Raw genomic sequence first — 12,899 nt, forward strand, 5'->3', positions numbered from 1 at the left:
CTAGTTCTTTCACTTTTTTCAACTATCTTCCTCCATGCGACGTATGTGGAAGGTACGAACAGGATGACTCTCGGTGGAGGCTCTTCTCACTAAATTTTCCACTCATTCCTGCAAGGCGGCCCGACCCCCATGGTGGACTCTCCACTGTCGTCCCCACCCCTCCACGTCCTGCTGGTGCAGTGCCGGAGCGATTCTCGTATGGAGGAGCAGGAGCGGTCCTGCTTCCTCGAGCGGGCTCGGCTGCCGTCGGCGCAGCTGCATTCCCTGAACCTGGCCCGTGGGGACGAGCCTTCCCCGTCCATGCTGGACAAGGTCGATGCCTTGCTCATCGGCGGCGCTGGGAAGTACTCCGCAACGCAGACCTATCCCTGGACCGAGCCGCTGCACGCCCTCGTCCGCGACGCCGTGGAGCGGGAGCTACCAACCATGGGCTCCTGTTGGGGACACCAGGTTATTGTTCGTGCCCTCGGCGGCCGCGTGGCTCATGATCCCGAGCGGGCCGAGTTGGGATGCGGATGGGTGGAACTCACGGATGCCGGTGCCGACGATCTTCTATTCCGACGGTTTTCTCGGCGCTTCCGGGCCAACATGGGGCACCACGATCGGGTGTTGGAGCTCCCCCCCAGCACCATTGAACTGGCGCGCAACGATCAGCCCCATCAGGCATTTCGGGTGGAAGGCATGCCCATCTATGGGACGCAGTTCCACAGCGAGCTTGATGCCGCCCGCGAGCGCGAACGGATTCTCGTGTACCGCGAGTATTACCGGACGGCGCTTCCCGACGAGGAGACCGTGCAGCGCGTCCTCAACAACCTCGCCGCAACGACCGAAGTAGACCACCTGCTCTACAACTTCCTGGCCACGTTCGTCGCGCAATCAGTCTCTCTCGATCCTTCCTTCGTCCTCTCGGTCGACGATTGTCTACGCTCGGCCGCTCGCGGGCTCGATGCCGCTCGGGGCACCCGTCGCGGCCACTCCGCCTGACCGACGACGCAGCGGCTACGCGTCGGAGTTGTCAATCGTGTAGGTGGCCTCGGCCCGATCGCAGGGTCCCCCAACGGGCGGGTTGGGCTTCCGGACCGTGACCTCCACCCCTTCCACGTCGGGGTAGGTCTCGAGCACATTCTGAGCAATTCGGTAGGCGAGCTTCTCGATGAGGTAAAAGTTGTTCTCGGTGACGAGCTTTCGCACGAACTCGTACACCTGCTCGTAGTTGACCGTTCGCGTCAGGTCGTCGTGCACGGCCGCCTCCTCAAAGTCGAGAGCCACGCGCACGTCTACCTCGTACCGGCCCCCGACCCGGTGTTCCTCCTGCATCACCCCGTGGTGCCCGTAGAACACGGCGTTGACGAGGCTGACCATTCCCGTGGTGGACCGGGCAGAAGACGAGACGGTTTCGGCAAGAGACTCGGACTTAGAATCGGACATCGAGACGAACGTTAGTCAACCACAACGGGGGTGTCTGTCAGGCCCAGCGGGCGAGGAACGGCCATCATGCCGGTTGCTTCTGCAGCGGCACCAACGTCGGGATGGCGGCCAGGTCCTGAAACGACTGGGCCCGGTCGGTAATGTCGGACGGACCGAGGTCAAGGAGGCGATCGGGCCCGTAGCGCTCCACCACGAAAGACGCCATGACGCTTCCGTACACCACGGCTCGGCGTAGAGACGTCTGGTCAACGGCCTCACAGCGGTGAAGGTGTCCGGCCAGCCCCCCCGCGAAGGCATCGCCGGCCCCGGTTGGGTCCTGGATGTCTTCCAGCGGGTAGGCAGGAGCGCTAAAGACGGAGCCGTCCGTAAACAGCAGGGCTCCGTGTTCTCCCTTCTTGATGATGAGCGTCTCGGGCCCCAGGTCACGGATCTTGTCCGCCGCCCGCACGAGGTTGGGGTCGTCGACCAACTCGCGGGCCTCGGCGTCATTGATCACGAGACAGTCGACCAGCCGGAGGGTTTCCCGGAGACTGTCGGGCGTGTTCTCGATCCAGTAATTCATCGTGTCGGCAATCACGAGGTCCGGATCGTCCACCTGATCCAGAACCGTTCGCTGGATTTCTGGCTCCAGGTTCCCGAGGCAGACGATGTCGCTATCCAGGTAGGCGTCCGGAAGGTCGGGGTCGAACGAGGCGAGCACGTTGAGCTGCGTGTCGAGCGTGTCCCGCTCGTTCATGTCATAGTGGTACTCGCCATGCCAGAAGAACGTCTCCCCGTCCTCCTCGACCTCAAGCCCCCTGAGGTCCACGCCCCCATCGGCGAGGATTTGCCGGTACTCCGCGGGGAAGTCTCCCCCCACGACGCCAACCAGGCGAACATCGTCGCAGAAGTGGCGGGCAGCAAGCGTCAGGTAGGAGGCGCTTCCCCCCAGCACACGCTCGGCCGATCCGAACGGGGTGTCGATGGAGTCAAAGGCAACGGTGCCAACAGCAAGTATGCTCACAACAATCGGGTGTCGTTCTATAGCGCTTGCGAACAGGACGAAGGTAGCCATTCTCGAACGCACTCGACACGCCCGAAGGACGAATTCCGTGACAAAGTGGCCTCGTCGATATCCGCCAGCTCCACACAGGTTACGACCGCGCAGACCAAGATAAACCCCTGTCCTCAGAGCACCGGTGCTCGAACGCGCGACGGAGGCTGGGGGCTGGGGCGCGAGTGCCGCCCCGGGCCCCGTCGGTGGATTCCGGCGTGCTCCGCCGTTCCTACTCGTTCACAGCCAGCGGCGCACCTGTGCCGCAACAAAGCTGCCCGCAGCCAGACCGACGATGCTCCACAGGGCTCGCTTCAGGGTAGGACGATCGTCGATCTCCGACACTGCTCGTTGCACGGATTCAGCCTGCTCACCGAGCGTCTCCTCCGCCATCTTCTCGAGGCTCTTCCCGATCTCACGAACCTCCTCGGAGGGAGCCTCCTCGAGGGCCTGCTGAAGGGCCTCCACCGCCGGTGCCTCCCGGGCCCCCTGCGCCAACTGCCGCCCCGACTCCTGGAGCTGCTCGCGTGCTTCTTGGCCCGATTGTGCGGCACGGTTGGTAACTGTTCGCCCCACGTCGGACGCCACGCGGCGGATCTCACCAGCCAGGCGCCCGAGGCCGCGCTGCGCCTGCTCCGAGAGATTCGGGGGACGCGGTCGGCGCGCGAGGGCAGTTCCGTACCCTGCCGCGCCCCCGAGGACGGCCGACACGGACACTGCCAACATGGGATGCCGCTGGATCCAGTTTTCGGTCTGCTCCTTCGCCCGGTGTGCTTTGAGCCGGGTCACCTCGGCCCGGAGCTCTTTCAACAGGGCGCGGATCTCCCCGACAATTTCCTCGTCGGACTCGGCCGTGGACGTCGACGATGGGGGATCGGGCTCGGAGTCGTTCTTGGACTCGTCCGGACTCATAGAATGTGGCCTAGTTTGGACGTGGACAGGGGCAGCGGAAAGGAAGCATCAGTGGCCGGATCGGGAAGCCAGGGGACTCGAAGTCCAGCCGACCGGCATCGAGCCGTAGGTATTCCTCAGTCGCGGACGAGAGCACCGACGAAGACCCCGACCGCAAACGCCCCAAGCATGGATGCCTTCTGGTGTTCCTGTACCCAAAGCTCAGCCATCTCAAGATAAAAGGAGGTCGGCGTGCTGCCGCCCGAAGGCCCCGACGGGCCGGCGTAGCCCTCGGGCCCGGGGCGTCCAGCGTTCTCGGCAGAAGATGGCGAAAATTCGTCGGCAGGGTTTGGCGTGGATCGATCTTCGGCCATAATATTTCGGAGCTATGGACAGTTCGGAGAAAACACTTCGCTGTGCGAGCCCCGCCTCGTCGGACAATTCCGCCACCAGAACGAGCCGAACGTGGATCAACGAACCGCGTTCTGTTGGCGACGTACGAGAGAGCGTTGATTAGGGAGCACCTATGTTCGACTGACGTGCAGTCCAACAGTTCGCACATGATGCTTGCTGCCTTCCAAACAGGACCCCGCTGGCTCTATCTCGCCGTCCTCTGCGTGTTCGCGGGGGGCGCGGTGCACTCTGCTCAGGCGCAGCGGGAGAAGACCCGTCCTGCGCACTCTTTCGCCGCGGCGGTTCAGCTGTATCAGCAGGGCCTGTATCCGAGCGCCTCGTCGGCCCTCTCCGCGTTCCGGGCCTCGCACCCGACCCAGATCTATTCACCGCAGGCCCTCTACCTGGAGGCCAAATCGGCCCTGGCGCAGGGGTACGACGAGCGAACGCGTCGGTTGCTGAACCAGCTCCAGCGCGAGCATCCTGCGCACCCGCGGGCCCAGGAGGCCCGCCTAGGTCTTGCCCAGCGGTACCTCAAGCAGGGCAATACCGAGCGCGCGAAACGCCAACTGCAGGAGATCGCCGCGGAGCCTCGTCGGGCTGCGGAAGGCGCCCGCGCTCTCTTTCTCCTGGGGCGGACCGAGCGAAAACGCGGAAATCTGAAGGCGGCCCTTCGGTCTTTCAACCGAGCGCGCACCGAGTACCCAGAGGCGCAAATCGCCCCAGCGGCCCTCTACGCGACGGGCGTCACGCAGGTGCGCCTGGAGCGCTACGATCAAGCCACGTCCTCGTTCGAGGCGCTGGGCGAGCGATACCCGGATTCGCCGTTTTCGCAGAATCTCGGGACCATTTTAGGAGAGGTTTACTACCGCCTCGACCGGTTCGGGGACGCGGCAACGGAGCTCAGGCAGCGACTTCCACAACTCCAGGGCACCGAGCGGGCCCGGGCTCAGTTCCTTCTTGGAGAGTGCTTTCAGCAACTGGGGCAGAGGAAGAAGGCGATCAAGCGGTACCGCCGCGTTCTTAAGGAGCATCCAAACAGCCCGTATGTCCCCTCCGCCCGGTACGGCCTCGCCTGGCAGCACTACGCGTCCGGCGATCACGAGGCCGCAGCGTCCGCCTTCCTAAAGGTGCGGAATACGAACTCCCCGCTTGCGCCCCCAGCTACGTACTATGAGGCCGTTAACCGAGCCCTGCTCGGGGAGCGGACGCAGGCCCTTGACCTCTACCGAACCTTCTCGAACCTTCGGTCCGAGGGACGGCTCGCCGCCGAGGCCCAGTACGAAATTGGACTGCTCCTCTACCAGAAGGAGCGATACGAGAAGGCCGCCGATGCTTTTCAGGCAGCGATTGAGTCTTCCCTTCCTCCTGCGCGGCTTGGCAAGGCATCCCTCTGGCTGGGAAACGCTTACCTTGCCAGCGGCCGGCTGGACCGCGCGCTGAAGGCGTACAATCAGGCCATCGAGCAGGATGCCGCGGGCGAGTCCGTGAAGGCGGAGGTCCGTTTTCAGAAGGCATGGTCGCTTTATCGGGACCAGCGCTACAGCGAGGCCGCGTCGGCCTTTGCGTCCTTGGCCGAGGCCTATCCCGAGACTTCGCGGGGCCGGAAGGCCCTCTTTTGGGGGGCGGACAGCTACTACCAACAGGACAACTATGCCCGCGCCCGCGCCCTTCTCCGGCGGTATCTTAAGAAAACCCCTGAGGACGCCCAAACGGCTGGCGCCCACTATGCGCTTGCCTGGACCCACTTCAAGCAGCGTCGCTTCGAGGGAGCCGCGCGCCGATTCCGGAGATTTCTGAACGCGTACGATGGGGCGGCGGACACCGATATTCCATACCGTCAGGACGCCCGACTGCGACTGGCGGACTGCTACTTTGCGCTCAAGCGCTACGAGGACGCTATCGCCGCCTACAAGCGGGTCGACGGGAAAGGCAACGACTATGCCCTCTACCAGGCGGGCAAGGCCCTGTACTACAGCGACCAGCCCAGCGCCGCCCTCGAAACGCTTCGTCGGTTTGTTGAGCGCTATCCCAACAGTCCCTGGCGTCCCGACGCCCTGTACCGCATCGCCGACATTCACTTTCAGCAGCAGAACTACGAGGCCGCCCGGGCGGGCTACCGTCAACTCCTCAACGAATATCCGGATCATGAGCGCGCCCCTGACGCACTGTATGCCCTTGGCGACGCGCATTACAACGCCGGGCAGATGAGCAAGGCCGTGCAGACCTACCGTCGGGTGCTGGAACGGTACCCGGAGAGTTCGACCGCCAGCGATGCCGCCTCTGGCCTTTTCTTTGCCCTCAACGCTGCGGGTCAGCAGGACCGAGCCCCGGCACTTATCGACTCGATCGCGGCGAGCGCCCCCGGCTCCAACCTTGCCGCCCGGCTGCGTTTCCAGCGGGCCCGGGCGGCGTACCAGAGCGGTCAGTCGAAGCGGGCGCTCAAGCTCTTCCGCGAGTTCGTGCGGACCTCCTCGATGGCCTCGCTCGTTCCGGAGGCCTACTATTACCTCGGGCTCCTCTACGCGGACCTTGACCGATACACAGAGGCGAAGAACTACCTCAGGCAGCTCGTGGACCAGTATCCTCAGAGCGAGCAGTATTCCGAGGGGGCCCTCCGGCTCGGGGAAATCTACCTCGACCAAGAGCAGTACAAGCAGGCCGCGAAAGCGTACCGTGCGGCCGCCGAAGGTTCGCAGGCCGGCAACGGGCTCCGGGCACAGGCCCGGTACGGGCAGAGCATGGCCCTGCTTCAGCTTGGACGCACCGGCGAGGCGGAGTCACTCCTGTCCAAGATCCTGTCGTCGCAGAAGCAGGGGCCCCTCCAGGCCTCGGCCCAGCTCGGGCTCGGCCGGATCCGCGAGCAGCAGGGGCGCACGTCGGACGCCCGTCGCCTGTATCGCGCGGTCGTCAGTGGAACCGACAGCGAGACGGGGGCCGAGGCGCTCTACCGCCTGGGCCGCCTGCTCCGCAAGCAGGGCCAGCCCCGAAAGGCGGTCCGAGAACTGGAACGGATGCCCTCTCTCTTCGCCGGATACCCCGAGTGGCAGGCCCGGGCGCTGCTGGAACAGGCGCGGGCGCATCAGGCCCTCGACAATCCGGGACAAGCCGTTCAGCTCTACGATGAGGTGGTGAGCAAGTATCCTGGAACACCCTTCGCCGATACGGCCCGAGAGGAGAAGAAATCGATTTCTTCGACGTTGTAGTTCCCGCTCTGTCCCTCCTTAGCAGACGGCTCAGTTCCAATGCCTTTTCGCCTTTCGCTTCTCCTCCTGTTTCTTGGGGGCGTGCTCGTGCCTGGCGCCCATGGCCAGCAGGCCGATACGACCCAGCTTCCCGAGATTGCCCCCCAGGAGATCCAGATTCGAGGGGAGCGCCGAATCGCCCTTCCCTCCCTCGAGCGGCAACCCCTCACCGGATTTGCCCGTCCCCCGAAGGTTCCTACGGTGCCGCCGGACCATCGCCCGTACGTAGAACCGTACGAGCAGGAGCTCGACGACCTGCCCGAGAGCCTGCCCCTGCCAGAAACGGTCGCGGAGCCCATCGCTCCGGCCTCGGCCGCGCGCCAAGGCTTCGTGGAGGGAGGGGGCGGGCGCTACTACAGCCGCTTCTTCGAGGGACGAGTGCTCGTTCCCGTCTCATCGAACGAGCATCTTTCTGTCCACGGGACGTACACGGGAACGGAAGGCTTCACCCCCTTCCAGAGTGATTCCGTAGCCACGCCCTCCGACGTGGCCTCGGCTCAGGTGCGCTTCGAAAGCACCCGCGACCCGGTTCAGGTGACCGCGCTACTCCACGGCTCGGCGGAGCGCTACACCCTCTACGGGGTGACCCCTGCTTCGGAACAGGCCGATCGGGAGGGCTACTCGGTTGGATCCTCCCTCCAGCTGACGAGCCGGGGAGAGATTCCGGCCCGGGCCGAGGTGCGCTACGATCGCACTCAGTACACGTCGCACCTCCAGGTCGAAAATACAGGGAACGGAGCGGACTTCCGGCAGGGGACACTGGGGCTCAGTGGATCCGTAACGGCACCGGTGGCCCTGCGGCCCCACCTCGATGTGGCCTACAGTCGCTCCTGGCTCGGGGGCGCCCCCTTGGAGGACACGGATTCCGCCTTCGGATTCGACGGAGCCGGCACTCTCTCGTTGTTCCGAACCGACTCATCGACCGTAGAGGTCGGCGCACGGGCGCTCGCTTTCGACACGCCCGCTCAGCCCTTTGCACCGACAACCCGCCACGTCAGTGCCACGTTCGTCGCCCCGGTGGTAAACGTGGAGTGGCGCGTGGCTCAGGGGGTGACCTTGCACCTCCGTAACCAGCCCCGGCGGGTGGAGGCGTCCCTCCACCGGCTCTACGCGGAGAACCCTTACGCAATGCACGCGCCCTCTCTGCGTCCGACGCTCGAAACCACCAACGCAGAGACGGGCCTCACGCTGGCGTCGGGCCCCATCCGGTTCGTGGCCGCGGCCGGGTACCGGTACGCGCCGACCTACCGGTTCTTCGAACCCGGAGCGCAGGGCGGGTACAGCGATGGCGTCTTCCGGGTACGCTACGGATCGGCCCGCATCCTACAGGGACGCGGACGGATCGCGCTCCAGGGCGTGGAAGGCGTTCAGGCGTCCTTGGGTGCGTCCCTCCGGGATGGATCCCTCGGTGATGGAGAGGTCATTCCCAATTTCGCTCCCATTACCGCAGATGCCATGCTTACCGTTTCGTTCGCCGGGGGCAATGGCTTCTTCGAGATTCTGGGGCACTACAAGAGCCCCCGGTACGCCAGCCGGGCGGAGAACAACCGCCTCGCTTCGTACTTTACTCTCGACCTCGAAAGCTCGTATGCGCTGGGCTCAAGCATCGTGCTCCTCGCTCAGGCCAAGAATTTGGCGTTTGGGGCGCCCACGCTTTGGTCGGGCTATCCACGCCCCCCGGCCCAATTTTCGATGGGGCTTCGCATCCGCTGGTAGGCCGCGCCGATCTCTCGCCGACAACGACCGGCCCTGCCGGACACCGTCGCGTTTACAATCAGCCTCCCCAGCCGTATTCTGTAGGAGTGCAACCCACCATTCTCCACTGCCTGCCCTCATTGTAACGGTTCCGGTCATGCGTTCTTCTTCGTCCGAAGAGGTGATCGACGCCTTCGTCGATATCCTCCGTGAGCAGCTCGCAGAGGGCAATCGTGTCGAGGTCCCAGGGCTCGGGACGTTCTCGGTCGAGCATCGTCCCAGTACGCTGGACGACGAGGACGAAACCATGACTCCCCCTCGCATCGAGGTGTGCTTCGATCCGGAGTCGGCCTGACCGTCATCTTTCTGTCCAGGAACTGATTCCCCCATGTCGGCGTCCATCGATGTTCTCATTGCGGAGCGCCTCGACGTGTCGGAGGAGCGCGCGCGAACGATGCTTCGGGCCCTGTCGGAGGAGCTTCGGGCTCAGGCTCAGGAGGATGACGTGCGGCTTCCCGCGCTCGGAACCTTCGGGGAGGACGACGGGACGCTGACCTTCACGCCGAGCCCCTCTCTGCGCCGACTGGTGAACCGTCGGTTCGAGGGCCTCTCCGCCGAGGACGTGTCCGAGGCCCCGATGTCCGCCCCAGCGGGCAGGGGTCCGGAGGAGGACGAGCCCCTTCCGGCTCGCGCCGGCGATCGTCCCCGCCAGGCCCCCTCTGACACTCCTGAGTCTTCCGACGCCCCCCCCGACTACCCGGTCGTGGAGGAACAACCGGAGGCGGACGTGGGCGTCGAGCCTACCTCCGGTTCCGCCCCCGAGGACCAGGAGTCCCGAAGCCATGCAGGCGCGTCTGCGCAGGCCCGCGGCCCCGATTCGTTTCAGGTCATCATGGGCATGCTTCTACTCGTCTTGCTGATCGGAATCGGGTGGTTCGTGCTCGACCGGACGGGAGCACTGTCTTCCCTGACGGGCTCGTTGCCGTACTCATCCTCCCCAGACACTAGCGACACGACCCTCCAGGCGTCCGCACCGGACGCACGCCCGGCACGCCCCTCGTCCCAGTCTCCGCAGTCTTCATCGCCCCGCGACACCGCGTCCGGTGCCCAGGAGCGCGTGCAGGACAGCGTAGAGTCCTCGGCGGAAAGGTGGGCCATCGTGGTGGCCTCTACTGCTGACCGGGCCTCGGCAGAATCGGTAGCGGCACGGTATGAGGATCAATTTGCGGGGTCCGACCGTCCCGTCGATATCGTCGAGAGCACCGTGGAAAACACGACTCGATACCGCGTGCTCGTGGGGGACTACCCCGCCAAGGATTCCGTGCTCGCAGCCCTCGACGAGCTTCAGTCGACACTCCCGGACGGGGCCTGGGTCTTCCCTCCTCGCTGACCTTTTCAAAAACGTCTCCTCACCCATCTTCGTGTCTTCTGCTCAATCGCTGCTACTGGGGGGGATTCCCCAACAGGTCGATACCACTGCCGTGGACACCGCACAGGCGGCGTCGGGCCAGGCCTCGTCGCTCCTCGACCTTCTCGTGCTCGGGGGCTGGGTCATGGTCCCGCTCCTCCTGCTGTCGGTCCTCACGATCTACTTCTTCGTCGAGCGGTTCATTACGATCCGGCAGGCGGCCTCCAATCCCGAGGAGATTACGGATCGGGTGCGGGAGTACGTGCGCAACGGCGATGTGGAGGCGGCCATTCGGTACTGCGAGGACAAGGACGTCCCGATCAGCCGGATTCTGAAGCAGGGGCTCGAACGGCTCGGGCGGCCGATCTCCGAGATTCAGGAAGCCGTCCAGGCCGCCGGGAAGCACGAGACGTTCGATCTCGAGAAGCGGACCAATCTCCTGGCCAGCATCGCCGGAATTGCCCCCATGCTTGGGTTCCTGGGCACGGTACTGGGCATGATCCAGGCGTTCCGACAGATTCAGACCCTGCAGGGGAATGTGAACCCGTCGGTGCTTGCCGGGGGCATTTGGGAGGCCCTCATTACCACCGCCACCGGCCTGCTCATCGGCATCCTGGCCCTCTTCGCCTATAACTTCCTGATCGGCCGCATCAGGCGGCTGTCGAACGATATGGAGCGTTCTGCCACCGACTTTATCGACCTGCTGCAGGAGCCGGTGTCGGCAGATCAGGCCGAGGAGTTACCTCGGTGATCTAGGAGGGTTCTCATCGGTCTCTTCACCACGCATTGCTCGCCATGCCACTGGACTTCTCCCCCTCCCGCGAGCCGAAGACGACCATCACACTTGCGGGCATGACGGACATCGTGCTGCTGCTGCTCATCTTTTTTCTCCTCACGTCGAGCTTCGTCCCGCAGATGGGAATTCGGGTGGATCTGCCGCAGGTGGATAGCTCTTCGATGGTGTCCGAACAGTCCATCACGGTCACCCTCTCGAAGGACGGGACGTACTACGTGGCCGGGTCTCCTACCCCCAGGGCTCGCCTCCTCGACGAGATCCGGTCGATTCGGTCCAATCAGCAGTTCTTGATTCTGCGAGCCGACGCAGAGGCGCGCGTGGGGCAGTTTGCGTCGGTGGCCTCGGTGGCCCGGGCGCTCAACATGCGGGTGCTGGTGGCGACGGAGCGCAGCGGGCGGTTGCGGTAGCGGGACGCCGCTGTGCGCTCCGTGTGAGGGCGTCCGCCGCGGTTCTCGTCTTCTATCCGTTCCACCAGTCCCGGTCCAGCGAGCGGTACTGGATGGCCTCGGACACGTGCGCCGGCCGAATGCGATCGGACTGCTCCAGGTCCGCCACCGTACGGGCCACCTTCAGGATGCGGGTGTAGCCGCGCGCACTGAGCCCGAGACGGTCCGATGCCGTGCGCAGCAGGTTCTCCCCCGCGTCGTCGAGGTCGCAATGGGTCTGTACCCGCTGCGCGTCCATCTGGGCGTTGCTGTAGATGTCGGGCGCATCGCCGAAACGGCACGACTGCTGCTCTCGGGCCCGCACCACGCGCTGTCGCACCGTGGCCGAGGACTCGCCGGTCCGCTCGGCGCTCATCTCGTCGAAGTCCACCGGCGCCACCTCCACGTGCAGGTCGATGCGGTCCATGAGCGGACCGCTGATTTTGCCGAGGTAGCGCTGCACCTGGGCAGGCGTGCAGACGCACTCCTGGTTCGGGTCGTTGAGGTGGCCGCACGGGCACGGGTTCATCGACGCGATGAGCATGAAGCGGGCCGGATAGGTGACGGTCGTCTCCGCGCGGCTGATGGTAATCTGTCCCTCCTCCATCGGCTGGCGGAGCACCTCCAGGACGCGCCGCTGAAACTCGGGTAGCTCGTCGAGGAAGAGGACGCCGTTGTGCGCGAGCGAGATCTCGCCGGGCGTGGGGTGGGCGCCGCCCCCGCAGAGGCCCGCGTCGGAGATGGTGTGGTGCGGGGCGCGGAAGGGACGGGTGGCGAGGATGCCGTGGTCGGACTGCAACTCGCCGCTGACGGAGTGGATCTTGGTCGTCTCTAGCGCCTCGTCGGTGCTGAGGGGGGGTAGGATGGTGGGCATGCGGCGGGCCAGCATGGTTTTGCCGGAGCCCGGCGGACCAACCATGAGGGCGTTGTGTCCTCCGGCGGCCGCCACTTCAAGGGCCCGCTTCACGTTCTCCTGCCCCCGCACGTCGCTCAGATCGCGCCGGTATTGGCGGGCCTGGTCGAAGATGGCGTCGAGGTCGTTGGTATGCGGATCCGGAGCGTCCGGCCCGTGCGGGTCTTGCAGGATCTCGAAGGCCTCGGTGATTGTCTCGACCGGAAAGACCGTGAGGTCGTCCACCACCGCGGCCTCGGCGGCGTTTTCAGCGGGCACCAGGACGCCCTCGTAGTCCTCCTCCCGCGCCTTCAGGGCCATCGGCAGCACGCCGTTTACGGGGCGCACCGTCCCGTCCAGGGCCAGTTCGCCCGTCAGCCAGTAGCGGTCCAGCACGGTGCCGTTGAGCGTGTCGCTGCTGGCAGCCACCCAGCCCACCGCCATCGGCAGGTCGAAGGCCGCGCTCTCCTTCGGCACGTCGGCCGGGGCGAGGTTGATGGTGATGCGGCCCCACTCCACGGGAATGCCGTTGTTCTCGAGGGCGGCGCGCACCCGGTCGAAGCTCTCGCGCACCGCCGCCCGCGGAAGCCCGACTACTGAGAGGCCCCGCATGCCGGAGGCGACGTTCGTTTCGAGTTCGACGGGCAGGGCCTCCACCCCGTGCGTGGTACTGCTCCAGACCTGACTCAGCAT

Annotated in this window: 12 protein-coding genes; 7 read left to right on the forward strand and 5 right to left on the reverse strand. The window is 65.3% G+C overall.

All coding sequences use genetic code 11. The features are described from left to right. The first annotated feature begins 129 nt into the window (after window positions 1-129). Window positions 130-984 (forward strand): type 1 glutamine amidotransferase, encoded by an 855-nt coding sequence (locus ABEL04_RS10560; RefSeq protein ID WP_375802357.1) that lies wholly within the window; start codon window positions 130-132, stop codon window positions 982-984. 15 nt (window positions 985-999) lie between these two features. Here the strand turns inward: ABEL04_RS10560 and folB are convergent, their stop codons facing one another. The 4 genes from folB to ABEL04_RS10580 all read right to left on the reverse strand — a co-directional run bounded on the left by folB (window position 1,000) and on the right by ABEL04_RS10580 (window position 3,726). After that, complete coding sequence (folB, locus tag ABEL04_RS10565) at window positions 1,000-1,428, reverse strand: dihydroneopterin aldolase (RefSeq protein WP_375802358.1); 429 nt, start codon at window positions 1,426-1,428, stop codon at window positions 1,000-1,002. Window positions 1,429-1,492: 64 nt separating this feature from the next. Next, the gene (locus tag ABEL04_RS10570; RefSeq protein ID WP_375802359.1) at window positions 1,493-2,431 is read right to left on the reverse strand and encodes a PfkB family carbohydrate kinase; all 939 of its coding nucleotides are present in this window, start codon (window positions 2,429-2,431) and stop codon (window positions 1,493-1,495) included. Window positions 2,432-2,701: 270 nt separating this feature from the next. Further along, complete coding sequence (locus tag ABEL04_RS10575) at window positions 2,702-3,373, reverse strand: hypothetical protein (RefSeq protein ID WP_375802360.1); 672 nt, start codon at window positions 3,371-3,373, stop codon at window positions 2,702-2,704. A 116-nt stretch (window positions 3,374-3,489) separates the two neighbouring features. Continuing rightward, window positions 3,490-3,726, reverse strand: coding sequence for a hypothetical protein (locus ABEL04_RS10580; protein ID WP_375802361.1), 237 nt, complete (start codon window positions 3,724-3,726; stop codon window positions 3,490-3,492). 189 nt (window positions 3,727-3,915) lie between these two features. Between ABEL04_RS10580 and ABEL04_RS10585 the strand changes: the two genes are divergently transcribed. The 6 genes from ABEL04_RS10585 (at window position 3,916) to ABEL04_RS10610 (ending at window position 11,296) form a co-directional block, all read left to right on the forward strand. Then, window positions 3,916-6,951 (forward strand): tetratricopeptide repeat protein, encoded by a 3,036-nt coding sequence (locus tag ABEL04_RS10585; RefSeq protein WP_375802362.1) that lies wholly within the window; start codon window positions 3,916-3,918, stop codon window positions 6,949-6,951. A 39-nt stretch (window positions 6,952-6,990) separates the two neighbouring features. After that, complete coding sequence (locus tag ABEL04_RS10590; protein ID WP_375802363.1) at window positions 6,991-8,706, forward strand: hypothetical protein; 1,716 nt, start codon at window positions 6,991-6,993, stop codon at window positions 8,704-8,706. Window positions 8,707-8,842: 136 nt separating this feature from the next. Continuing rightward, complete coding sequence (locus ABEL04_RS10595; RefSeq protein ID WP_375802364.1) at window positions 8,843-9,040, forward strand: HU family DNA-binding protein; 198 nt, start codon at window positions 8,843-8,845, stop codon at window positions 9,038-9,040. Between the two features lie 33 nt (window positions 9,041-9,073). Beyond that, window positions 9,074-10,075, forward strand: coding sequence for an SPOR domain-containing protein (locus ABEL04_RS10600; RefSeq protein ID WP_375802365.1), 1,002 nt, complete (start codon window positions 9,074-9,076; stop codon window positions 10,073-10,075). A gap of 31 nt (window positions 10,076-10,106) precedes the next feature. Further along, the gene (locus ABEL04_RS10605) at window positions 10,107-10,844 is read left to right on the forward strand and encodes a MotA/TolQ/ExbB proton channel family protein (protein ID WP_375802366.1); all 738 of its coding nucleotides are present in this window, start codon (window positions 10,107-10,109) and stop codon (window positions 10,842-10,844) included. A 44-nt stretch (window positions 10,845-10,888) separates the two neighbouring features. Then, window positions 10,889-11,296 (forward strand): ExbD/TolR family protein, encoded by a 408-nt coding sequence (locus ABEL04_RS10610; RefSeq protein ID WP_375802367.1) that lies wholly within the window; start codon window positions 10,889-10,891, stop codon window positions 11,294-11,296. 52 nt (window positions 11,297-11,348) lie between these two features. On the opposite strand, the gene ABEL04_RS10615 is transcribed toward ABEL04_RS10610, so the two are convergent. Next, window positions 11,349-12,899 (reverse strand): YifB family Mg chelatase-like AAA ATPase, encoded by a 1,551-nt coding sequence (locus ABEL04_RS10615; protein WP_375802368.1) that lies wholly within the window; start codon window positions 12,897-12,899, stop codon window positions 11,349-11,351.

It is taken from the genome of Salinibacter sp. (genome assembly GCF_042218895.1).
In the GTDB taxonomy this organism is placed as follows: Bacteria; Bacteroidota; Rhodothermia; order Rhodothermales; family Salinibacteraceae; genus Salinibacter.